The sequence below is a fragment of the Heyndrickxia ginsengihumi genome (assembly GCF_011008565.1).
GTDB classification, from domain to species: Bacteria; Bacillota; Bacilli; order Bacillales; family Bacillaceae_C; genus Weizmannia; species Weizmannia ginsengihumi.
In genome coordinates this window covers 1-22642 of the sequence record NZ_JAAIWK010000016.1, presented here as the reverse complement: position 1 = coordinate 22642, position 22642 = coordinate 1, and the positions used below count along the sequence as shown (strand labels likewise).

The 22642-nt window shown below is 36.7% G+C and carries 21 protein-coding genes and 1 riboswitch; of the genes, 3 read left to right on the top strand and 18 right to left on the bottom strand.

Annotated elements, in window-relative coordinates:
• Positions 1-27: 27 nt before the first annotated feature.
• From hemB to hemA, 5 genes are read right to left on the bottom strand one after another with little or no spacing between them, the layout of a single operon-like run.
• Positions 28-1014, bottom strand: a complete 987-nt coding sequence (hemB, locus tag G4D61_RS10650) for a porphobilinogen synthase (RefSeq protein ID WP_025728444.1) — start codon at positions 1012-1014, stop codon at positions 28-30.
• A gap of 24 nt (positions 1015-1038) precedes the next feature.
• Positions 1039-1818, bottom strand: coding sequence for a uroporphyrinogen-III synthase (locus G4D61_RS10645; RefSeq protein ID WP_025728446.1), 780 nt, complete (start codon positions 1816-1818; stop codon positions 1039-1041).
• The gene (gene hemC, locus G4D61_RS10640; protein ID WP_163173894.1) at positions 1815-2750 is read right to left on the bottom strand and encodes a hydroxymethylbilane synthase; all 936 of its coding nucleotides are present in this window, start codon (positions 2748-2750) and stop codon (positions 1815-1817) included. The genes G4D61_RS10645 and hemC overlap by 4 nt, the downstream gene beginning before the upstream one ends.
• 9 nt (positions 2751-2759) lie before the next feature.
• On the bottom strand, positions 2760-3590 hold the full coding sequence (locus tag G4D61_RS10635; RefSeq protein WP_025728450.1) for a cytochrome C assembly family protein: 831 nt from the start codon (positions 3588-3590) through the stop codon (positions 2760-2762).
• 15 nt (positions 3591-3605) lie between these two features.
• Complete coding sequence (hemA, locus tag G4D61_RS10630; RefSeq protein WP_025728451.1) at positions 3606-4949, bottom strand: glutamyl-tRNA reductase; 1344 nt, start codon at positions 4947-4949, stop codon at positions 3606-3608.
• 187 nt (positions 4950-5136) lie between these two features.
• On the opposite strand from hemA, the gene G4D61_RS10625 reads away from it, so the two are divergent.
• Together G4D61_RS10625 and G4D61_RS10620 are read left to right on the top strand one after the other, a co-directional pair.
• Positions 5137-5637 carry a LiaI-LiaF-like domain-containing protein gene (locus G4D61_RS10625; RefSeq protein WP_025728453.1) on the top strand — a complete coding sequence of 167 codons (501 nt, stop codon included), beginning with the start codon at positions 5137-5139 and terminating at the stop codon, positions 5635-5637.
• Positions 5638-6117: a glutathione peroxidase gene (locus G4D61_RS10620; RefSeq protein WP_025728455.1), complete on the top strand. Its 480-nt coding sequence runs from the start codon at positions 5638-5640 to the stop codon at positions 6115-6117.
• A 70-nt stretch (positions 6118-6187) separates the two neighbouring features.
• Here the strand turns inward: G4D61_RS10620 and yihA are convergent, their stop codons facing one another.
• The 7 genes from yihA to G4D61_RS10585 form a co-directional block, all read right to left on the bottom strand.
• Complete coding sequence (gene yihA, locus G4D61_RS10615) at positions 6188-6775, bottom strand: ribosome biogenesis GTP-binding protein YihA/YsxC (protein ID WP_025728457.1); 588 nt, start codon at positions 6773-6775, stop codon at positions 6188-6190.
• Positions 6772-9036: an endopeptidase La gene (gene lon, locus G4D61_RS10610; protein ID WP_371316440.1), complete on the bottom strand. Its 2265-nt coding sequence runs from the start codon at positions 9034-9036 to the stop codon at positions 6772-6774. The genes yihA and lon overlap by 4 nt, the downstream gene beginning before the upstream one ends.
• A 211-nt stretch (positions 9037-9247) precedes the next feature.
• Positions 9248-10882, bottom strand: a complete 1635-nt coding sequence (gene lonB, locus G4D61_RS10605) for an ATP-dependent protease LonB (protein ID WP_035352551.1) — start codon at positions 10880-10882, stop codon at positions 9248-9250.
• A 161-nt stretch (positions 10883-11043) separates the two neighbouring features.
• The gene (gene clpX, locus G4D61_RS10600) at positions 11044-12312 is read right to left on the bottom strand and encodes an ATP-dependent protease ATP-binding subunit ClpX (protein WP_035352554.1); all 1269 of its coding nucleotides are present in this window, start codon (positions 12310-12312) and stop codon (positions 11044-11046) included.
• Positions 12313-12683: 371 nt separating this feature from the next.
• Complete coding sequence (gene tig / locus G4D61_RS10595; protein ID WP_163173892.1) at positions 12684-13970, bottom strand: trigger factor; 1287 nt, start codon at positions 13968-13970, stop codon at positions 12684-12686.
• A gap of 169 nt (positions 13971-14139) precedes the next feature.
• Positions 14140-15150 carry a tetratricopeptide repeat protein gene (locus G4D61_RS10590; protein ID WP_163173890.1) on the bottom strand — a complete coding sequence of 337 codons (1011 nt, stop codon included), beginning with the start codon at positions 15148-15150 and terminating at the stop codon, positions 14140-14142.
• 182 nt (positions 15151-15332) lie between these two features.
• Positions 15333-15773, bottom strand: coding sequence for a YndM family protein (locus G4D61_RS10585; RefSeq protein ID WP_025728469.1), 441 nt, complete (start codon positions 15771-15773; stop codon positions 15333-15335).
• Between the two features lie 195 nt (positions 15774-15968).
• Between G4D61_RS10585 and G4D61_RS10580 the strand changes: the two genes are divergently transcribed.
• Positions 15969-17654, top strand: a complete 1686-nt coding sequence (locus tag G4D61_RS10580) for a methyl-accepting chemotaxis protein (protein WP_163173888.1) — start codon at positions 15969-15971, stop codon at positions 17652-17654.
• Positions 17655-17738: 84 nt separating this feature from the next.
• Here the strand turns inward: G4D61_RS10580 and G4D61_RS10575 are convergent, their stop codons facing one another.
• The 6 genes from G4D61_RS10575 to queC form a co-directional block, all read right to left on the bottom strand.
• The gene (locus G4D61_RS10575; protein ID WP_025728472.1) at positions 17739-18941 is read right to left on the bottom strand and encodes an MFS transporter; all 1203 of its coding nucleotides are present in this window, start codon (positions 18939-18941) and stop codon (positions 17739-17741) included.
• Entirely contained in the window at positions 18934-19365 is a 432-nt protein-coding gene (locus G4D61_RS10570; RefSeq protein WP_025728474.1) for a MarR family winged helix-turn-helix transcriptional regulator, read from the bottom strand. Before G4D61_RS10570 ends, G4D61_RS10575 begins: the two co-directional genes overlap by 8 nt.
• Positions 19366-19592: 227 nt before the next feature.
• Positions 19593-20204, bottom strand: a complete 612-nt coding sequence (gene folE / locus G4D61_RS10565) for a GTP cyclohydrolase I FolE (protein WP_025728476.1) — start codon at positions 20202-20204, stop codon at positions 19593-19595.
• 1 nt (position 20205) lies between these two features.
• Positions 20206-20925 carry a 7-carboxy-7-deazaguanine synthase QueE gene (gene queE, locus G4D61_RS10560; protein ID WP_025728478.1) on the bottom strand — a complete coding sequence of 240 codons (720 nt, stop codon included), beginning with the start codon at positions 20923-20925 and terminating at the stop codon, positions 20206-20208.
• Entirely contained in the window at positions 20918-21361 is a 444-nt protein-coding gene (queD, locus tag G4D61_RS10555) for a 6-carboxytetrahydropterin synthase QueD (RefSeq protein ID WP_025728480.1), read from the bottom strand. Before queD ends, queE begins: the two co-directional genes overlap by 8 nt.
• A 27-nt stretch (positions 21362-21388) precedes the next feature.
• The gene (gene queC, locus G4D61_RS10550; protein ID WP_035352557.1) at positions 21389-22048 is read right to left on the bottom strand and encodes a 7-cyano-7-deazaguanine synthase QueC; all 660 of its coding nucleotides are present in this window, start codon (positions 22046-22048) and stop codon (positions 21389-21391) included.
• A gap of 52 nt (positions 22049-22100) precedes the next feature.
• Positions 22101-22143, bottom strand: a riboswitch (PreQ1 riboswitch).
• Positions 22144-22642: the final 499 nt, after the last annotated feature.

Below are 22642 nucleotides of genomic sequence, written 5' to 3'. Positions count from 1 at the left end.
TCTGTAAGACTTTAAAAAAAGCCGATCTTATTTATCACTATTTGAAATCCAGCGTGCTACATCTTTTGCAAAATAAGTGATAATTAAATCACAGCCAGCACGTTTCATGCTTGTTAGCATTTCCAATACGATTGTTTTTTCATCGACCCAGCCATTTAAAGCAGCTGCTTTAACTAATGAATATTCCCCACTAACATTATAGCCAACAACTGGCAAGCGGAATTCATTGCGGACGTCGCGGACAATATCCAAATAAGAAAGCGTTGGTTTTACGATAAGAAAATCAGCACCTTCTTCAACATCTGATTCTGCTTCACGCAGCGCTTCTAAACGATTGGCAGGATCCATTTGATACGATTTACGATCACCAAATTGCGGTGCACTATCTGCTGCATCGCGGAAAGGACCATAAAAGGCAGATGCATATTTGACAGCATAGCTCATAATTGGTACATCTTCAAAACCTGCTTCATCTAATCCTTTGCGAATAGCTACAACAAATCCATCCATCATATTAGACGGTGCAATAATATCTGCCCCTGCCTCTGCTTGACTGACAGCTGTTTTCACAAGTAGGTCTAGACTCGCATCATTTAAAACCTTTTCGCCTTCGATCACACCGCAATGACCATGGTCTGTATACTCGCATAAACAAGTGTCCGCCACAACAAGTACATCCGGATAATGTTGTTTAATAAAACGGGTAGCTTCTTGAACAATCCCATGGCTATGATAAGCTTCCGTACCGACTGCATCTTTATGATCTGGAATGCCAAATAAAAGAACGGATTTAATTCCGAGCGAAACTACTTCATCCATTTCTTCTTGTAGTCGATCAAGAGAAAATTGGTAAACACCTGGCATTGATGAAACTTCCTGTTTAATATTTTCTCCTTCAACAGCAAAAATCGGATAAATAAAATCATTAACATTTAAGATAGTCTCCCGTACTAACGCACGCATATTGGCACTTTGACGAAGTCTGCGGTGACGTTTAAATTGTAGTTCATTCATGTTTCTTTTTCCTCCTGTCTTACTTTACTTGCATATATATTGACATAGTGCATCCAACATCGTCGGGATCGTATACACATCAGGACTCACTGCTGCTTTCAATCCGTAGTTTTCTATTGTATGATCCGTCACTGGACCAATGCTGACAAATTTAATTGCTAACTGATTTAAATCAAAATGAAATTCTTCAATCACTTTCATAAAATGTTGAAACGACGATGGACTTGTAAAACATGCAAAATGAATGTTTGTCGATTTTAGTAGTTTTGCAAGTATCTTTTTTTGTTTCTCTGGTAAATAGGTCTCATAAACAATCCACTCATCTACCATTATACCTCTTTTTCGAAAAAAATCGGCAATCGTTGCACTTGCTAAATTGCCTTTTGGGAGCAAAATGCGCTTAATTGACACAATTTGTTCAAAAAATTCTTCAGCAAACGCTTTTGCTGTAAAACGGGAGGGAACAAAGTCGACTTGAATCCCATATGTTTCTAGATATTCCTTTGTCTTTTTTCCAACTGCCGCCATGTTCATATGTAAGTCTTGAATATGAATGCCATATTCCTTTAATTGCTTAAGGAAAAACTTCACACCGTTTTGACTTGTAAAAACGAGCCAATCATAGTGATCCAACTGTTGGATAAAGTGAGCAGCTTGGCGATCAATATATTGTTTAAAATCAATAAGGGGCACAATAAACGCTTTGCCGCCAAGTGATTGAATCTCAGCCGCCAAGCGCTGCCCGCTCGTGCCCCCGCGTGTAACAAGTATATGATAACCAGCAAGCGGGCGATCCGATGTCATGATCGATCCAGCTCCGCTTTTACACGGTCAATTAATGTTTTTGCACCTTGCTCACTTAAAATGTTTGCCGCCTTTTCCCCGACTTCTTGCGGATTGTGACCAACGACTGTTTCTTTATAAACGGTTTTTCCGTCTGGTGAAGCAACCAATGCAGTAAGAGAAATGCTATTGTCCTCTTCTAGTTTTGCTAAACCTGCAATAGGCACTTGGCAACCACCATCCATTTTATCAAGGAAAACTCTTTCTGTTTGGACAGTACGCGCCGTTTTTTCACAATTCAATTTTGCAAGCTCCTGAAGTAATGCGGAATCATCTTCACGGCATTCGATAGACAATGCCCCTTGTCCAATTGCAGGCAAACAAACATTAGGCTCTAAAAATTCAGTTACAGTTTCTTCGCTCCATCCCATTCTTTTTAAACCTGCCGCTGCAAGAATGATGGCATCATAGTTTTCATGTTTTAATTTATCTAAACGCGTATCAATATTCCCTCGAATCCATTTCATTTCTAAATCATCGCGCAAAGCGAGCAGCTGGGAACTGCGTCTTAAACTGCTTGTTCCAATTTTTGCGCCTTTTGGAAGATCAGCAAACTTTGTATTATTTTTTGAAATAACTACATCACGATAATCTTCACGAGGCGGAATGCAGCCAATTGTTAATCCTTCCGGTAACATTGCAGGCATGTCCTTCATGCTATGTACTGCCATATCAATTTCTTTGTTCAAGAGAGCAGACTCTATCTCTTTAACGAACAAGCCCTTTCCCCCGACTTTTGATAGCGTTACATCCAGCACTTTATCTCCCTTTGTTACAATTTCTTTAGTTTCAAAATTGAAAGGAACGCCTAACTCTTTAAGCTGGTTAATTACCCATTTCGTCTGTGTTATCGCCAGTTTGCTGCGTCTAGATCCTACAATAATTGTTCTCATTTTTTCCTCCTAAAAATATAAATGAAATTGTGAAAAACGCGATACTAAAAAGAAATTAACAAATATAAACAAAAAAGCGCCTACATTCCAATAAGCTAACGTTCGGCCGAAAATATATTTACGCTCTTGCAAATATAAAATAGCACTATATTCAATAAATACAATAAAGGAACCGATAATTTTTGGGTCAAACCAATGAACATTCGCTAATTTTAAATATGCCCATTGTAGCCCTAAAATTAAACTTAATAACAAAATGGGAACGCCGATCGCATTTACAATCGTTGATATTTTTTCTAATTTATTTAAATCTTGTAATCTCCACAAACGATGACTCCATTTCTTTTCCTTTAGCCATTTATATTGCAGTAAATATAGAATCGAAAGAACAAAGGAAAACGAGAATAATACATAGGATCCGATCGCCATTGTAATATGTATAAGCAGCAATTCAGAGATCATTTTATTGCCAACTTCTCTTGTTGCTGTCTGCTCCGGTGCAAATGTATGGATCGTCATTATTAAAAAGCCGATAACATTTGTGAAGAAAACAGTAAAATCTATTCGTAAAAAGCGGTTCATCACGAGGGATAATGTTAATAATATCCACGCATAAAAATAAAGTCCCTCAAATAGTGTAAGCACAGGGAAATGCCCTGTATGATACATATATGAACAGAAAAAAATTGTTTGTAATAACCAAACAATTGAAAGTGACCAGAAAGCAAAACGATTCGCCTTCTGGTTTTGATGTAAAAAGTCTAAGAAATATAATAAAATGCTGAATGCATATAAAACGATCATAATTTCATGTAATCGAGTCATTTCAATCGTGAACATCGTATATTTCCTCGCTCATGATGAAATGGAAGGCTGCATCTTAACGCTGATTGCTGGCCTCTTTTCCTTCGTTTCATCCTCCACCGTTTCAAACGGCTCTTGCAAACCAAAAATTTTCTTGAATAATTCGAGGTTTTCAGCAGCATTTGGTTGGCCTGCTAATTCTTTTGCTTGCAAAATAGGTTCTTTTAACATTTGGTTAATAATACTTTTCGTATGCTTACTTATTACTTTTCGTTCACGTTCTGTTAAGTTAGGCATTTTCCGTTCAATACTTTTCATCGTTTCAGCTTGAATTGCCAATGCTTTTTCACGTAATTCAGTAATAACAGGTACAACGCCGAGCATATTCACCCATTCATTAAAGGTTGAAATCGTATCCGCAATCATCACCATAATTTTTTCAGCCGCTTTTTTACGCTCAGCTAAATTGGCTTCGACGATATTTTCTAAATCGTCGATATCATAAAGAAATACACTCTCTAATTCGCCCACCGCTGCATCAATATCACGTGGAACAGCAATATCAACCATGAACAACGGACGATTATGGCGCATCTTTTCAACTTCAGCCATCATTTCTTTCGTGATAATATAATCTTTTGCAGAAGTTGAACTGATTAAAATATCTGCTTCAACAATTGCACATTGCATCTCATTCATTGTTTTTGCATGTCCATGAAAACGTTCAGCTAATGTTTGCGCTTTTTCAAATGTCCGATTCAAAACCGTTACTTTTGTTGCGCCACTGCCTTGAAGATTTTCCAGCGCAAGTTCTCCCATTTTCCCTGCACCAATAATCAAAACATGTTTATTTTCTAGACTACCAAAAATTTTCTTTGCTAGTTCAACAGCTGCATAACTTATAGAAACTGCATTAGCACCAATTTCTGTTTGCGAATGCGCCTTTTTCGCTAGTGTAATCGCCTCTTTAAATAAACGATTAAAAATCGTTCCTGTCGTATGAGACTGCTGTGCGAGCAAAAAGCTATCTTTTACTTGTCCTAATATTTGTGTTTCCCCGATAACCATTGAATCTAGTCCGCAAATCACCTTGCATAAATGATTAATTGCTTCATCTTGTTCATAAATAAACAAGTACGATGCAATTTCCTCTTTGTCAATCTGAAACCATTCTGATAAAAAGTCTTTAATGTAATAACGTCCTGTATGTGCTTGATCGACGACTGCGTAAATTTCCGTTCGATTGCAAGTTGAAACAATTACATTTTCAAGAATACTTTTTTTCTTTTTCAATGCAATCATAGCCTGAGCAAGATCATTCTCATCGAATGATAAACGTTCACGGATTTCCACAGGGGCCGTGCGATAATTTAACCCTACAACGATAGTTCTCATGATGAGTTTTGGCACCCCCACAATTCTAATCTATATTCATTATAATAAATGAAATGTAAATATTACATGTGTTATGATATGAATAAAACAATGATTCATTTTCTTTGTATAAATTATTGACCTTACTAAAGTAAAATACCAAAAATATTGGATATGTTCAAGTAACTAGATTGAAAGTAGTGATAAAATGAAGAACCAAAAAATTTTCCCTGCTGTTATTTTAATAGGGTTTGGATTGTATTTTTATTTACAACGATATCACTTGGAAGGAATGGCACAATACTTTACATGGCCGACTTTGCTGATCATTGTTGGGCTCGCATTTCTAGGACAAGGCTATTGGGGTAATGATTATGAAGCCATTTTACCAGGTGTCATTCTCGTCGGCTTCGGCCTCCATTTCCATATCGTTCACAAAATTGCCATATGGCCTGACAATATTGGCATATTTATTTTGATCATTTCGCTAGGCTTTCTGCTAAGATATCAAAAAACGGGTGATGGCTTGCTGTACGGTTTGTTATTTTTATTGCTGTCCGTTGTCCTGTTATTCTCTGATAAAACATTAAGCTGGTTTGGTCTCGTTGAAAACAATGTATCATCGCTATGGAATTTTTGGCCGGCTATTTTAGTTATTATTGGCTTTTATTTATTAATTATTAAACGAAAAGGGAAAGGGAAAAGATAAATGACGAAAATCACAGATTTCACTGTAAAAACGATTGATCAAGAAGAAATTTCTTTAAGCCAATTTACCGGAAAAGTGTTGCTTATTGTGAATGTCGCAAGTAAATGCGGATTTACTCCTCAATACGCAGCATTGCAAGAATTATATGATACATATCGTGAGCGTGGTTTTGAAATTTTGGCGTTCCCTTGCGGACAATTTATGAATCAAGAATTTAATACTAACGAAGAAATAAAGCAATTTTGTTCACTTCAGTATCATATCTCTTTCCCGCTATTTGCTAAAGTTGATGTTAAAGGACCAAATGCACACCCGCTGTATACTTATTTAACAGAACAAGAGAAAGGCTTATTAGGAAGTAAAGCGATCAAATGGAATTTCACAAAGTTTTTAATCAATCGAAATGGAGAAGTTGTTGCCCGATTTGCTCCTTCTACAAAGCCAGAGCAACTAAAACAAGATATTGAACGGCTCCTATAAAGAAAAGCCTATTCTGTACATAGAGAAAAGGACTGAACTCATAATTATTCAGAGATCAGTCCTTTTTCTATTAATCATTCATTCGCTTCGTCAATGCAGCCCAAGCTTGATTCTTTCCTTCACCAGTTTCAGATGAAAATAGAATCATCTCATCCCGCTTATCTAAATTTAACGTTTCTTTGACGATCTTTAAATGTTTATCCCATTTACCTTTAGGGATTTTATCTGCTTTTGTTGCTATTACAATACACGGAATATCGTAATGCTTTAGAAAATCATACATAAGACGATCATCTTTTGTTGGCGCATGCCGCACATCAATGATTAATAATACTGCTTTCAGTTGCTCTCTCGAAGTGATGTACGTTTCAATCATTTTCCCCCATTTTTCACGTTCAACTTTCGAGACTTTGGCAAATCCATATCCCGGAACATCGACAAAATAAAGCTGCTGCTCAATTTTATAAAAATTGAGTGTCTGTGTTTTACCAGGTTTGGATGATGTCCGAGCAAGTGCTTTGCGATTAATCATTTTATTGATAAATGATGATTTTCCGACATTTGATCTACCTGCTAAGGCAAATTCCGGCAAGTAATCATCTGGGTATTGTTCTTGTCTAACTGCACTGATTACAAGCTCCACTTCGTTAACTTTCATTTCTCCTCACCTACTATGGCAATGTTGATGACTTCATCCATACTTGTAACGGGGTAGAAGGTTAAATCTTCACGTACACTTGTTGGAATATCATCTAAATCTTTTTCATTATCTTTTGGTATAATAATTTTCTTTAATCCTGCTCTATGCGCGCCTAATGATTTTTCTTTTAAACCACCAATTGGCAACACTCTTCCCCTTAATGTAATTTCACCTGTCATGCCAACCTCTTTCCGAATAGCATGCTTTGTTAAGGCAGAAATTAGCGCAGTTGCAATGGTAATGCCTGCAGAAGGACCGTCTTTTGGTACTGCTCCCTCAGGAACATGAATATGGACATCATACTGTTCATGGAAATTTTTAGGAAGCTTTAATTCTTCTGCCTTTGAGCGCACGTAGCTAAACGCTGTTTGGGCAGACTCTTTCATCACATCCCCAAGTTTTCCTGTCAGCAGTAGTTTTCCACTTCCAGGTGAAAGGGAAACTTCAATTTGTAATGTATCTCCGCCAACAACAGTATAAGCTAAACCAGTCGCAACACCTATTTGATCTTCTAGTTCAGCTTGTCCGAAGCGGAAAATGGGCTTTCCTAAAAATTCGTGTACATTTTGATCTGTTACTGTTACACGTTTTTTTTCACCGGAGACAATCAATTTTGCTGTTTTTCGGCAAATCGTTGCAAGCATTCTTTCCAGAGTGCGGACACCGGCTTCACGTGTATAGCGACGTACAATTTGCTGGATAGCTTCATCACGAACACGTAATTGATTGCCATTAAGCCCATTCTCTTTTATTTGCTTTGAAAGTAGATGGGCTTTCGCAATTTCAATTTTTTCCAGTTCTGTATAGCCTGGAATAGAGATGATTTCCATCCGGTCTCTTAATGGACCAGGGATCGTTGATAAATCATTGGCTGTTGCAATAAATAAAACTTTAGATAAGTCATAAGGCTCTTCAATGTAATGATCACTAAACGTATGATTTTGTTCAGGATCTAGCACTTCTAACATGGCAGAAGAAGGATCTCCCCGGAAATCATTGGACATTTTATCAATTTCATCCAACAAAAATACGGGATTAATCGTACCTGCTTTTTTCATTCCTTGAATAAGGCGGCCTGGCATTGCCCCGACGTATGTTCTGCGATGTCCGCGGATTTCAGATTCATCACGAACGCCGCCAAGGGAAATTCTTACAAATTTTCTGCCAAGCGATTTAGAAATGGATTTTGCCAAACTTGTTTTTCCGACTCCTGGCGGTCCAACAAGACAAAGGATTGGCCCTTTAATCGAATTCGTTAATTGTTGTACAGCTAAATACTCAAGAATTCTTTCTTTTACTTTTTCTAAGCCATAATGATCTTTATTTAAAATTCGTTCCGCTTTTAAAATATCTAGATCATCACGGGTTTCTTTCGACCATGGCAAAGAAATAAGCCAATCTAAATAATTGCGAATGACCGAGCTTTCTGCAGAAGCAGTAGGAACTTTTTCGTAACGGTCTAATTCTTTTAAAGCCGTTTTCTCAACTTGTTCACTCATGCCTGCATTTAATATTTTTTCCTTTAAATCTTGAATTTCAGCAGATTTACCTTCTTTGTCACCTAATTCTTGCTGAATTGCCTTCATTTGTTCCCGCAAATAATACTCTTTTTGCGTTCTTTCCATCGATTTTTTCACACGTTGACTAATCGCTTTTTCAAGATTTAAAATCTCTTGCTCATCAGCAATTAATTGAATAATTTTCTCAATGCGTTCTTTCGTATCAATCGTTTCTAAAATCTCTTGTTTTTGAACTAATTTTAACGGCAAATGCGATGTGATAATATCTGCCATTCTTCCTGGTTCTTCTATGTCTGCGACGGTTGCAAATGTCTCGGAGGATATCTTTTTCGAAAGCTTTATGTATTGCTCAAAACGATCAAGCATCATTCGCATTAATGCCCGATTTTCGGAATCTACAACGGTCGTCGATTCGTCATCATAGGCTTCAATTTCTACTGAAAAATACGTACCCTCATCATCAAATTGAACAATTTTTCCTCTCTGTAATCCTTCAACGAGCACCCGGAATGTTCCGTTAGGTAGTTTAAGCATTTGGTTTACTTTTGTTAATGTCCCAATTTGATAAAGATCATCTTGCTTTGGATCATCAATGTTCATATCTTTTTGCGTTGTTAAAAAAATCATCTGGTCATTCATCATTGCTTTCTCCAACGCCTGAACGGAATAATCTCTTCCTACATCAAGATGTAAAACCATCGTAGGATATACAATTAATCCTCTTAACGGAAGAAGAGGAACTGTATACGTGGAATTACTCAAATAAAGCACCCCCATTTTAAAATTCTTTGCATATCTATTTTTGAACTTTACCCTCAATAAGCAAAATTGTTATGTCTTTTGATACCTAACCATTTAATCATTCTATCCTATTTAGAAAAACGTGTCCATTTATAGGTGCCTGACCCCTTTAGCTCTTTAAAGAATTAATGCGTGATTCACCATCGAGAGCGATATCAAACACTTCTTCAATTTGCTGAACTGGAATGATGGTAACTCCTTTGATGTCATTTAACATGGACTGCATGTTTTCAGCAGGAATGATGACTGTTTTTGCTCCTGCGCGTTGGGCTGCTTTTACTTTTGTATAGACACCGCCGACAGGCTTTACTTGACCATGAATACTGATTTCCCCCGTCATCGCAATCATATGATTTACAGGGATTTTATAGATCGCTGAATAAATGCCTGTTGCCATTGCAATTCCGGCAGATGGTCCATCTATTGGAATCCCACCAGGAAAATTGACGTGAATATCATATTGATCTGCAGGAACACCCATTGTCCGCAAAACGGTAATGACATTTTCAATGGAGCCTCTTGCCATACTTTTTCTGCGAATTGATTTCCCTTGTCCGCCTATACTTTCTTCTTCAGCGATACCGGTAATATTGATCGTCCCTTTTTCTTTAGCAGGAATGACAGTTACCTCGATTTCGAGAAGTAGACCGGTATTTGGACCGCTGACAGCTAATCCGTTAACAAACCCAACTTTAGACTGTTCGGAAATTGTTCTCTCATATCGCGGCGAAAGCTGGCTTGATTGCACAATCCATTCTATATCTTCATCTAAAATAAAATCGCGTTCAGCTTGAATGGCAATTCCCGATGCTATTTGCACCATGTTCACTGCTTCCCTGCCGTTGCGTGCGTAAGAAGATAAAATCTCTAGTCCTTTTTTATGAATCATTAAGTTTACTTTTTCAGCAGCCTTTTTCGCTACTTGTGTAATTTCATGTTGATCCAATTCTCTGAAAAACACTTCCATACAACGAGAACGGATTGCTGCCGGAATTTCATTTGGTGTCCTTGTTGTTGCCCCGATTAACCTGAAATCAGCTGGCAAACCATTTTGAAAAATATCATGAATATGGTTCGGAATATCACGGTTTTCAGAACTATAATAGGCGCTCTCTAGAAATACTTTTCTATCTTCTAGCACTTTTAAAAGCTTATTCATCTGAATTGGATGTAATTCCCCAATCTCATCTATGAATAATACTCCACCATGTGCATTTGTTACAGCCCCTTGTTTCGGTTGAGGTATACCTGCTTGCCCCATTGCTCCAGCTCCCTGATAAATTGGATCATGGACAGAACCAATGAGCGGATCAGCAATCCCTCTTTCATCAAACCTCGCAGTCGTAGCATCTAACTCTACAAAAACAGCATCTTGTTTGAAAGGTGATTTAACATTTTTCTTTGCCTCTTCCAATACTAATCTCGCAGCGGCTGTCTTCCCGACTCCAGGAGGCCCGTAAATGATCACATGCTGTGGATTCGGTCCACAAAGAGCAGCTTGCAGCGCTTTTATTCCATCTGACTGCCCGACAATATCATCGAAAGTCATTGGACGAACTCGTTCTGATAATGGTTCAGATAACGATTTTTCCCGCATTTTACGCAATTGTTCCATTTCTTTTTTTGATTCACGATCAATCGTAACTTTTTGTGATTTTTGGTTTTTAAGCAAGTTCCAAAAGTAAAGGCCAATAATGACTCCAAAAAATAGTTGTATAATTAACGCAATCCCTGTCAAACTCATCCTAAACCCTCCAAGTTCCTCTTCAATATGTACTAATCGTTTTACGATTTATTAGTATCTTCTAGTATCTCCAGTAGAAACTTGGAATAAACTGTTTTTTTATTAGATGAGGATCTCAAGGAAGAAAAAAGGAGCAAGCGATGCCGCTGCTCCTAAAAAGCTTATGCAGATTTCGTTTGATCCTTGCCTTCAATGACTGTTCCATCCTTTAGAACAAGTTTTGGAAACGCATCATTGATAACAGAATCTTTTGTGATGATACACTTCTCAATATCTTCCCGCGAAGGTAGATCAAACATCACATCGAGCATAATTCCCTCAATGATTGATCGTAATCCACGAGCACCTGTTTTTCTCTCAATTGCCTTTTTCGCAATTTCTTGAAGTGCATCTTCTTCAAATTCTAGTTCAACATTATCCAATTCAAGCATTTTCTTATATTGTTTTACTAATGCATTTTTTGGTTTCGTTAAAATTTGAATAAGTGCTTCTTCGTCTAATTGTTCAAGACTTGCAATTACTGGCAAACGGCCAATAAATTCTGGAATTAACCCAAATTGAAGCAAATCTTCAGGCAATACATGTTTTAGAAGTGTTTTTTCATCTAAATCATCATGTTTTTGATCTTGACCAAATCCAATGACTTTCTTGCCAAGACGGCGTTTAATAATTTGATCAATGCCATCGAAAGCACCGCCACAAATAAAGAGAATATTTGTTGTATCAATTTGAATAAATTCTTGATGTGGATGCTTACGTCCTCCTTGAGGCGGAACACTTGCAACCGTTCCTTCAAGAATTTTCAGTAATGCTTGTTGTACACCTTCACCTGAAACATCTCGTGTAATAGAAGGATTTTCAGATTTACGGGCAATTTTATCAATTTCATCGATATAAATAATCCCGCGTTCTGCTTTCTCTACATCATAGTCAGCAGCTTGAATTAATTTAAGCAGAATGTTTTCCACATCTTCACCAACATAACCAGCTTCTGTCAATGATGTTGCATCTGCAATTGCAAAAGGAACATTTAAAATTCTTGCCAATGTTTGCGCAAGCAATGTTTTACCACTACCAGTAGGACCGATTAAACAAATATTACTTTTTGCTAATTCGACTTCATCAATTTTGCTGTTTGAATTGATTCGTTTGTAATGGTTATAAACCGCTACTGCCAATGCTTTTTTAGCTTGATCCTGTCCAATTACATATTCTTGTAGAATGCCGCGAATTTCCTGTGGTTTTGGAACATCTTTGAATTCCACTTCTTCTTCTGTACCGAATTCTTCTTCAACAATTTCGGTGCAAAGTTCAATACATTCATCGCATATATATACGCCAGGACCAGCGACTAGTTTACGAACTTGATCCTGTGATTTACCGCAGAAAGAACATTTTAGTTGTTGCTTTTCATCGCTGAATTTAAACAATTCATTTCACCCCTTAGATATACTTCATACAAATGGACTAACTTTTTTTCAAACAATCAATTCACCACTAGGAAACGTTACCATACTATTCCTGCTTACATAGAAACTCTTTTCGAAAGTCATCCAATCGTTATGTATATGGATTGTAACACAAAACAATCTTGGACAGGAAACATTATGCTATATAGATAATGCTTATTTATTTAATTTTATTCTACATGCTTATGTAAAAATCCTACTTATTCAAGATTTTCCCTAAATTGTTCTTTATATTCTTTTTTTATGTATTTTTATATAACGTCTGGGCTCATTGAACAGTTTTAGAAAACAAGACACGAGCGAATGCCGTGCCTTGCTTTTCTGTATATCTATTATGCAACAGTTTTGCTGTTTTCCACAAGAAATTCGATTGCTTTACGAATTTTCAAGTCACCTTTGATTCCTTCAAGTGAACCAAGTGCTTTTTTAATGTCTTCAACTTTCATATTGTAAAGTTCAGACATACGAGCTAATTCTTTTTCAACATCTTCATCAGAAGCTTCTAAGTTCTCTGCATTTGCAATAGCTTCAAGAGTTAAGTTGAAGCGAACGCGTTTTTCAGCATCTTCTTTCATTTGTGCACGAAGAGCTGCTTCATCTTGACCAGAGAATTGATAGTATAATTCAAGGTTTAGACCTTGTGCTCCTAAGTTTTGTTCGAACTCTTGTAACATGCGGTTAACTTCTGTATTGATCATTGCTTCTGGAATGTCCATTTCAGCATTCTCAGCAGCTTTTGCTACAACAGCATCTTCAAGAGCATGTTCTGCTGCATGTTCTTTAGAATGTGTTAAGTCTTTTTTAATTTTTTCTTTTAATTCAGCAAGTGTTTCAACTTCGTCGTCTGCATCTTTAGCGAATTCATCGTCTAATTCAGGAAGTTGTTTTGTTTTGATTTCGTGTACTTTCACTTTGAATGTAGCAGGTTTACCAGCAAGCTCTGCTGCATGGTATTCTTCTGGGAATGTAACTTCTACTTCTTTTTCTTCGCCAGTTGCAACACCTACTAATTGTTCTTCAAATCCAGGAATAAAACTATTTGATCCTAATTCAAGTGAATAGTTTTCAGCAGCTCCACCTTCAAATGCTTCACCATCAACGAAACCTTCGAAGTCGATTACTACAGTGTCGCCGTTTTCTGCTTTTCCATCTTCTTTAACAACTAGTTCTGCATAGCGCTCTTGAAGTGATTTTAGTTCATTTTCAACATCTTCATCAGTTACAGTTGTATCAACTTTTTCAACTTCTAAGCCTTTATATTCGCCTAATTTTACTTCAGGTTTCACTGTAACAGTTGCTTTGAAAATTAATGCTTTGCCTTTTTCCATTTGTTCAACATCAACATTTGGAGTATCAACAGGTTCAATGCCTGTTTCTTCAACAGCTTTTGCATATGCGTCTGGAAGAATAATATCTAAAGCATCTTGATATAATGCTTCTGCACCAAAACGTTTTTCAAAAAATGCACGCGGCATTTTACCTTTACGGAATCCTGGAACATTAACTTGTTTTACAACTTTTTTGAAAGCAGCGTCTAAGCCTTTTTCTACAGTTTCAGCGTCTACTTCAACTGTAAGAACGCCTTGATTACCTTCTTGTTTTTCCCATTTTGCTGACATTTCTTTCCCTCCAACAATCTATAAATAATAATTAATCACAAAATGAATAGTTCGGTCTGTTACAACCAATATTCCATCTCTATTGACTTTTTTCAACATAAAGAAATTGAAAAAAGACATAATACAACCATTTAATTATAACATACGTTTGTTGTCTTTCAACATTGAGCTACATATTCGGTAAAGAAATTTCATCTAATTGATCCAGATATGCAAGCGCTCTTGTTAAATCTAGTGAATCTACTTCAAATATGTCTGCTATATATTCAACCTCTTCATTCTCTTGCCCTAATGACCTCTGCCCTAAGCGATAATAAGCAGCCGCCCAAAGATTGACATCAATAGGTTCTAATTCAAATGGATACAAAAGAAAGAAATGCCTGTCGATCATCGCCTTAATCGACATAAATAATGTAGGGTTTTGCTGTTCTACCTCTCTCGTCAATACATCTAATAGTGCATTATAAAAAGGCGTTTCAAAGATCGGGATGATTTCTTTCGGAATGATCGTATCTTCAAAGTAAAATTTTCGAATGGCGAACGAATCCGCAATTTCGTGCTCTCGCAACACAGAAATGAGTAATGTTTGTATAAATGGATGCTGGTCAGGATCTTGGATATAGGAACGAATTTCTTCTATGTACGGTTGAATATTTTCATGAACCAATTGCGAAATTCTAATGACTTGGTCTTGCAGATCATCTGTTTCAAACAGCATTCTTTTTTCTTGTTGTATGTAAATGCCTAAATCTGATGCCGATAATCTGTTTTTACCAAATTCGAGCAGCTTTTCATAATGCTGCAGTTTATCTGGAGGAAGCTCTCTTTCATCTATTAAAGCCCGAATCATTGTAACCATTTCTTCATGATCTCCCAGTTGAATTAAAGTCATTAAAAAAAGATCCATGATTTCGAAATAATCCCCAATGCCTTCGTTCAACATCTTTTTTCCTTGCACTTTTGCCTTCTTATAATCCGCACATTGATAGAGGGCAATCATTAAGGCGGTCCCAACTTCTGCGTCTTCCTCATCTATCTCAGCAGCTTGAAGAAGCAATTCTGACGCTTCTATATACTTCTTTTGATTAATAAAGTCCAGCCCTTTTTTTAATAACCGTTCTTTTAAATTTGGAAAAAAAAGAAGATTACTTTTTGGCGAATCTTGATTCCTTTTTTTCATCTAACATACCGCCTTTATATTTCTCGTCCTAAGTTTAGCATGAGGATGTTTTTTTGACAAAAAGTTAAAATTCTTTTCATCCATACAAAAAGGATGTCTCTTCCGGCGGTAAGATCTACATTCATTACATATATGTGAATGTCGTATCTATTCTTCCTTTCAAGACACCCTGAACAAACCTATTATTTTCTATCTCTGTCATGAATATCTTCTTCAGCAAATTCAGTGCTGTAAGCAATATTTCTCCCCATTTTCATTGAAGCTCTTTCAAAGGGAAAGTCAGATGCATGGTGGGAAATATAGCGATGAACAAAAATCTCGGCACCCGCAATAATAAAAGCTGAGATAATGCTTCCCCAAGCAATTTGCATATAGTTGTCCAATAAAATATTACCGAAAATCCAAACCATCGTATAAGCCAAGAGAAAATCTACTACAAGAGCAGCCCTTTTTCCAATCTGCGGTAATATGACCATATCTCCAAGCAGGTAGGAAGCAACTGTTGTAAATAAACTAAATGAAAGAATTTCTACAATATTTGCTGCAAAAAATAAATCAAGGCCCACTGCATATGCAATGACGCATGCAACATACTTCATTAATAACACCATTATTGTTCGCATTCTTTGCCCTCCTTTGTTTTTTATTTTGTCCAGTCTATTTATGATTAAAACGTAAAAAATGGATACAGAGAAATGCATCGTAAGTCCCCTAATATGTGCACTAAAACAAAATTTTTACACATTCTTCACCATTTCTTAATATTGTATAGATTTAATAGAAGTTAAAGCATATAGAAAAAGAACAGGGGAATATATATGAAGAACAAAGAATTTACCCGGAGCTACAGTTTATCAACGATCTTAATTTTACCTTTTATTCTAATTATCACGCTGTCATCTACATTAATTGCCTTTATCAGTTTTGAAAAAAACAAACAGGTCACCGTGCAATCGGTAGAAAGAGAATTGACCTCATCGTTGAATACGATGGAACAAAAAATTACCATTTTAAAGTCTACTGTCCCGAAAGAAGAATTCGATCAAAATTTAGCATATGCATTAAAAATGAATGAAAATAGCTTTTATAATAACGGTTTGCATCTATTGCAATTTAAAGTAAATCAACAAGGAAAAATTGAATCATTTGCAAATTATAAGAGTACATTACTGAAATTATCACCTGAAGTCATTAAACAAATTCAACATAAAAAAACAGGTATCATTCATACGAATGGGCTCACGATCGCTTTTTCCAATAATAGCGAATTAAATAATAACGATACATATATCATTGCACTGCAAGATCATGATTATTTGCAATCTGTCCATCAAAGCCGGAATATGATGATTCTTATCACTTTTCTTACCGTGTTAATTGCATGTATTAGCGGTTTTATCATTATTAAAAAGGTTACAAAGCCATTCAGCCAATTAAAAGAAGCGATGGAGCATGTTGCAAATGGATATATTACGAAGAAAATGGTTATCAATTCTGCCTCTAAAGAGATCACCGCTCTTGTTCATGGCTTTAATCTTATGACGAGCGGGCTATCATCGTTAATTGAACATCTTGAACAAAGCTCGAAACATATGACAGTTGCTTCGAATAAATTAAGATTATCTTCTATGGAATCCAGGAGAGCTTCGGAACAAATTGCTACAGCTATTGGAACTGTCGCAGCTGGATCAGAACGGCAACAAGAAGCAACAGTAACTGCTGTAGAAGAAATTTCACAAATTTCTGCAAGTATGGAAAGTGTGGCGAACTCTATTAAAAATATGCAATCATCGATGACGATTGTCCTGAATAAAACAATTCATGGAAGTAAGTTTGTTAGACAATCTGTTCAGCAAATGGAGCTCGTACAGCAATCTGTTACATCCGCATCAGACATTATTTTTTCGCTGCAAAAGCAATCACAGCATATTGAGTCGATTATCATCATGATCCAACAAATTGCCCAGCAAACGAATTTACTCTCTTTAAACGCTGCCATCGAAGCCGCAAGAGCAGGTGAACACGGCAAAGGGTTTACAGTTGTTGCCCAAGAAGTGCAATCTTTAGCAGATCAATCCAAAACAGCTGCTATGCAAATCCAGGACATTATTAGGAAAATCCAAGAGGAGACGAAAAAAGCTGTCATATCGATGAAGGAAAGTTCAGATGTTTTAAGTACAGGTATTACAAAAGTGAATGAAACAGACGAAGCTTTCGAAGGAATTGCTCATGCAGTTGAAGCTGTATCAAAAGAAACAGAAGATGTATCAAACATTGTGGATCAAGTGAATATACAAACGCGGGAAAAAATGGCAAGTATTGAGGAAGTCGCGGAAATTGCAAAACAATTCTCGACTAGCACGGAACATGTTGCAGCCGCTGCCGAAGAACAAAGCGCCTTTATGGATGAAGTTACAGGAGAATCAGAAAATCTGCATCAATTATCGTTAAATGTGGAAAAAGTACTTGTTAAATTTCATTTACATAACGAGACTCCTCAATAACTTTTAAACACAATGCTGAATGAAGCAAACGCGATATAAAAAATGGATAGAAGGCTGTGAACAGCTTCTATCCATTTTCTTATATTAATTTATTTCCGCTGATTGCGTTTTTTTAGCTAACATTACTTTTCTTCCATATACAAAATAATATAGGAACGCACAAACAAAAATAACAGCTGCCATCGTTACATAAAGTCCGCGATAACCTGAAAACGGAACTAATAAACCTAAAAGGAAGGGCCCAATTCCGACACCGGCATCTAGAAAGATAAAGAACGTAGAGGTAGCAAGCCCCATACGGTGACTCGGTGACACTTTAATGGCAATCGCTTGACCACTAGATGAATAAGTTCCGTATCCAAGTCCGACAAATACCCCTGCCAATAAGATTGCATACCCTTGATTCGCTTGACTAAGGATTAGTAAACCAATGGCAAACAATAAGAAGGCCGGATACATGACAAAATTTTCGCCTTTCGAATCAAACCAGCGACCAGTGAATGGTCTTGATACTAAAATGGTTACAGCGTAGACAATAAAGAAAAAACTTGCAATGTCTACTAAATTGATTTCGGTAGCATAGGAAGTAAGGAATGAAAGAATGCTAGAATAACCAAGACCGATAAACGCACTAATAATCGCAATTGGAAATACTTTCGGCTCGAAGAAATTGCTTAGCTTAAAGCCTTTCATTTTCTCCAATTCTTCTATTGATAATGTCACTTTCGGAACTTTTAAGAAGAAGGAAGCAAGAAAACTAATTGCTAACAGAACAAGACATAAAATAAAATTCATATTAAAACTTGCATGTTCCGTAATTGACATTCCTAAGAAAGGACCGACCGCAGCAGCAAGTGTAACACTGAGTGCATAATATCCAGTACCTTCTCCTCTTCTCTCTTTTGGAATAATATTAGCGACTATTGTTCCTGTTGCCGTTGATGCGATTCCTAAAGCCGCACCATTTAAGAAACGAATGATCAATAACAATGCTAAACTGTTAACGAAAAAATATAGCAGCGTAATAATTAAGATAAAAATAAAGCCAATATAGAGCATTTTTTTACGGCCAATTCTCTCGATCGATCTACCTGAGAAAAGACGCGCAATTAAAGTCCCGACGACAAAGATCCCCGATGCAAGCCCAGCCATACTCGGTGATGCATGAAATTTGTTTGTGGCATAAACCGTAATCGTCGCCATTAATAAATAAAACGTAAAATATAGAAAAAAGTTTGCAATTGAAACAATCAAAAAATCTTTAGTCCATAATTTCGGCCTACTCATTCTTCTCCCCCTCTAGTTCAATGATGTTCTCTTTAATTTTCGGAAGTGTCTCAAACACTGCCATTTGATCAGCTTCTGGAATATCTTTCATAATCTTATACTCTAATTCCGTAATTTTCTTACGGCACGTTTGATACGTCTCTTCACCAACTTCAGTAATTTGAATGATTTTTTCACGTTTATCTTTTCCCGGTATTTGCTGAACCATCGCTTTCTCTTCTAAACGATGAACCATTCTTGTTACACTTGGCTTTTCAATATTAAAATGTTTTGAAATTTCCACAAGCGTACACGGTCCTGAGTTTCTTACGTAAAAAACGACTTGCCAAAGAGAATAAGACAAATCATAATCGCTTAACAAATCATTTAGTGATGTAATTAGCGGCCTGTATAATCTTACATATCGATAAAAGAAACCTTGCATAGTTGTTTTCCTCCTAGAAAACAGTTACCTTCAGAAACAGTTAACAAAGGTAACTATATACTCATTTGTTTTATTTGTCAATAGGTGCACGTTCATATTTTCCAAGTCAAAAGCTTTTATTCAACAACTGAAGAAAAAGTTTTGACTTGAAAAATAGAGATGCACGTTGCCTACATATTCATAAAAAAGGAACATCAATTTCCCCAATTAATGTTCCCCAATACTTGTTATACTTTTCCAGCTAATTTCAAAGATGATATGACCTCTTGTTTATCAATGTCACCTCGAATTGCGGTAGTAATGGTAGAAGAACCATGTTTTTTTACACCACGAACCTTCATACAGAAATGTTCGGCCTGAACGATAACAAGCACACCTTTTGCATTTAATTGCTCATATAAAAACTGTGCCACTTCTCCTGTAAGTCTCTCTTGTACTTGTGGTCGTGCAGCAAAGTAATCTAACACTCTAGCCGCTTTGGAAAGCCCCATAATACGGTCATTCGGAAGATAAGCAACAGTTGCTTTGCCGATAAACGGCTGAAAATGATGTTCACATAGAGAACTAAAAGGAATATCTTCAATGACAATTAAGTCTCTTGACGTATGTTCATCTATAGGAAAGGTCGTAATTTCTGGCGGCTCCGTAAATAAGCCATTGCATGTTTCATCTACAAGCATTTTCGCCACTCTGTTTGGTGTATCTTTTATAGAAGGATCATCCAAATCTAATCCTAATTCTGCTAATATTTTTGCAAAATAATTGGATATGTTTTGTTTTTTTAATTTTAAATCATGTAGTTCATTCTGATCTGCATGGATATCAACTATTTTGTTCATTTTAAACTCCTCGCTTATTTGCCCATACTAATGCATGTAATTGTGGTAATGCCTTGACATTATTCATTTCAGGATCTTCAATGACCTTTCCCCATAACCAGTCAAGTGACTTTAGTAATCTAGAAGAAATATCACCCTTCTCATTCGGGTTAGCATTCCCAACAGATAAATAAAAATTTGCAGCAGGATAGCGTTTATGGACTTTTTTAGCATATGCAAAATCATGATCGTCAAACACAACAACTTTAAGACTAAATGCTGCCGGATTTAAACGAGCAATGATCTCGTCTAATATTTCGAAGTTTGTCTCCATTCCGCTGCTAGGTGGTTTAGGAGAAATCGTTAAATCATCAACGAGTAAAAACCAATCTTGCCATTTTGACCCTTGCGTTTCTAAGCCAATTTTCATGCCGTGTTCTTGTAACAGCATGATGAAATCATTCATCGCTTCGCCTATTAAAGCCGGATTACCACCACTGATCGTCACATGGTCAAAATTGTTTCCTGCCAACTGTATCAGTTCTTCAAACAGCTCAGCAGGCTCCATCATGCGAATACGATGTTTTTCAGAACCATCCCATGTGAAGGCAGAATCACACCATTTACAACGATAGTCACAGCCTGCCGTACGCACAAACATCGTTTTTCTGCCAATGACCATTCCTTCACCTTGAATCGTCGGTCCAAATGTTTCGATTACAGGAATTTTCCCCCTACTCATTAAAGGATTGCTCCTTACCGGTATTGCTAGGGCGATAGATTACATAAGCAGTTGGCGTTTCCCTTACTAACACTTGAATACATTTCGGCTGATTTGCTAAAGTATCAAGATATTCTTGAATGATGTCATAAACCGTTTTTGCAACAACCTCAGTTGAAGGTGCCGTATGTTTAAATTCTTGAAAGTTATTTAATAATTGATGATCATATTTGCCGTGAACTAATTTCTTTAAATCACTGAAATTCACAAGCATTCCCATTTCATCTAATTGATTGCCTGCAATTGTAACATTAACAAAATAAGTATGCCCATGAACATTTGCACATTTTCCGGCTTTCTCATTTGGGATAAAATGTGCAGCAGAAAAATTCATATCTTTATTCAACTCATAGCAATATTGATGTGTAGGTGGTTGAGGATAAAATTGTTGTAGCATTTCTTTCACTCCAAATCTATTCAAAAATTACGCTTGATATTTTTCTTCTAAATACTCCTCAAGCCCTCTTTTTCTAAGCTTACAGGCTGGACATTCTCCGCATCCATCAGCAACAATCCCGTTATAACATGTTAATGTTTTTTCACGAACAAAGTCGAATGCATTTAATTCATCTGCAAGCTTCCATGTTTCCGCTTTGTTTAGCCACATAAGCGGAGTATGAATGACAAATTGCTCATCCATTGATAAGTTCAAAGTCACATTTAATGATTTAATAAATATATCTCGGCAATCAGGATAGCCGCTAAAATCTGTTTCACAAACACCTGTCACAATATGTTTGGCACCGACCTGGCTTGCTAATACCCCTGCAAAAGACAAGAATAATAGATTTCGTCCAGATACAAATGTTGAGGGGAGATCGCCATTTTCTCCTGCTTTTACTTCGATATCGTTTCTTGTTAGTGCATTAGGCGCTAATTGGTTCAACAATCCCATATCTAATATATGATGCTTGATACCTAGTTCTTTCGTGATGTTTTGCGCACATTCGATTTCTTGTTTATGTCTTTGATTATAATCAAAAGTGACGGCAATCACTTCTTCAAATCGCTGCATTGCCCAGAATAAACATGTCGTACTATCTTGGCCGCCACTAAAAACAACAATTGCTTTATCTTTTTTCATTTCATAATCTCCTTTTATACGGAAAAACAGCACTACTAAGAAAGCAGCACTGTTTTCCTTAGTTTTTTAAAGAGGGTAGCTAGAACCTCTACCGTATCATATACGGATTTATATACAGTTCGCTTAAATTCACTATGACATTATAGCATATTATCAAAAAAAGTGTCATTAAGATATTATTTTTATTAACTATTTTCTATCCTTTCCAATCTTTTTTACTGGCATATTGATTCCGCTCCAGGATGCTCGCTTTCCGCGGGCGAATGCTGAGCCTCCTCGGCGCTTCTCGCCTGCGGGGTCTCATCTATTCCGCTTTTCCCGCAGGAGTCTCACATCCTTCCGCTCTATTCATCTTATTCTCAACGATACTGCCTCTTAAAAAGTAAAAATTTTTTAAACGGTTATTCTTGGATACTTATTGTTTTTTCGTGAATCAAGAGGTTAATTTCCGCTCCAGGATGCTCGCTTTCCGCGGGCGAATGCTGAGCTTTCTCAGCGCTTCTCGCCTGCGGGGTCTCATCTATTCCGCTTTTCCCGCAGGAGTCTCACATCCTTCCGCTCTATTCATCTTATTCTCAACGATACTGCCTCTTA

Coding starts and splice junctions, on each gene's coding strand:
- hemB (WP_025728444.1), bottom strand. CDS start 1,014: ATGAATGAACTACAATTTAAACGTCACCGCAGACTTCGTCAAAGTGCC.
- G4D61_RS10645 (WP_025728446.1), bottom strand. CDS start 1,818: ATGACATCGGATCGCCCGCTTGCTGGTTATCATATACTTGTTACACGC.
- hemC (WP_163173894.1), bottom strand. CDS start 2,750: ATGAGAACAATTATTGTAGGATCTAGACGCAGCAAACTGGCGATAACA.
- G4D61_RS10635 (WP_025728450.1), bottom strand. CDS start 3,590: ATGTTCACGATTGAAATGACTCGATTACATGAAATTATGATCGTTTTA.
- hemA (WP_025728451.1), bottom strand. CDS start 4,949: ATGAGAACTATCGTTGTAGGGTTAAATTATCGCACGGCCCCTGTGGAA.
- G4D61_RS10625 (WP_025728453.1), top strand. CDS start 5,137: ATGAAGAACCAAAAAATTTTCCCTGCTGTTATTTTAATAGGGTTTGGA.
- G4D61_RS10620 (WP_025728455.1), top strand. CDS start 5,638: ATGACGAAAATCACAGATTTCACTGTAAAAACGATTGATCAAGAAGAA.
- yihA (WP_025728457.1), bottom strand. CDS start 6,775: ATGAAAGTTAACGAAGTGGAGCTTGTAATCAGTGCAGTTAGACAAGAA.
- lon (WP_371316440.1), bottom strand. CDS start 9,036: ATGGTTTTACATCTTGATGTAGGAAGAGATTATTCCGTTCAGGCGTTG.
- lonB (WP_035352551.1), bottom strand. CDS start 10,882: ATGAGTTTGACAGGGATTGCGTTAATTATACAACTATTTTTTGGAGTC.
- tig (WP_163173892.1), bottom strand. CDS start 13,970: ATGTCAGCAAAATGGGAAAAACAAGAAGGTAATCAAGGCGTTCTTACA.
- G4D61_RS10590 (WP_163173890.1), bottom strand. CDS start 15,150: ATGAAAAAAAGGAATCAAGATTCGCCAAAAAGTAATCTTCTTTTTTTT.
- G4D61_RS10585 (WP_025728469.1), bottom strand. CDS start 15,773: ATGCGAACAATAATGGTGTTATTAATGAAGTATGTTGCATGCGTCATT.
- G4D61_RS10580 (WP_163173888.1), top strand. CDS start 15,969: ATGAAGAACAAAGAATTTACCCGGAGCTACAGTTTATCAACGATCTTA.
- G4D61_RS10575 (WP_025728472.1), bottom strand. CDS start 18,941: ATGAGTAGGCCGAAATTATGGACTAAAGATTTTTTGATTGTTTCAATT.
- G4D61_RS10570 (WP_025728474.1), bottom strand. CDS start 19,365: ATGCAAGGTTTCTTTTATCGATATGTAAGATTATACAGGCCGCTAATT.
- folE (WP_025728476.1), bottom strand. CDS start 20,204: ATGAACAAAATAGTTGATATCCATGCAGATCAGAATGAACTACATGAT.
- queE (WP_025728478.1), bottom strand. CDS start 20,925: ATGAGTAGGGGGAAAATTCCTGTAATCGAAACATTTGGACCGACGATT.
- queD (WP_025728480.1), bottom strand. CDS start 21,361: ATGCTACAACAATTTTATCCTCAACCACCTACACATCAATATTGCTAT.
- queC (WP_035352557.1), bottom strand. CDS start 22,048: ATGAAAAAAGATAAAGCAATTGTTGTTTTTAGTGGCGGCCAAGATAGT.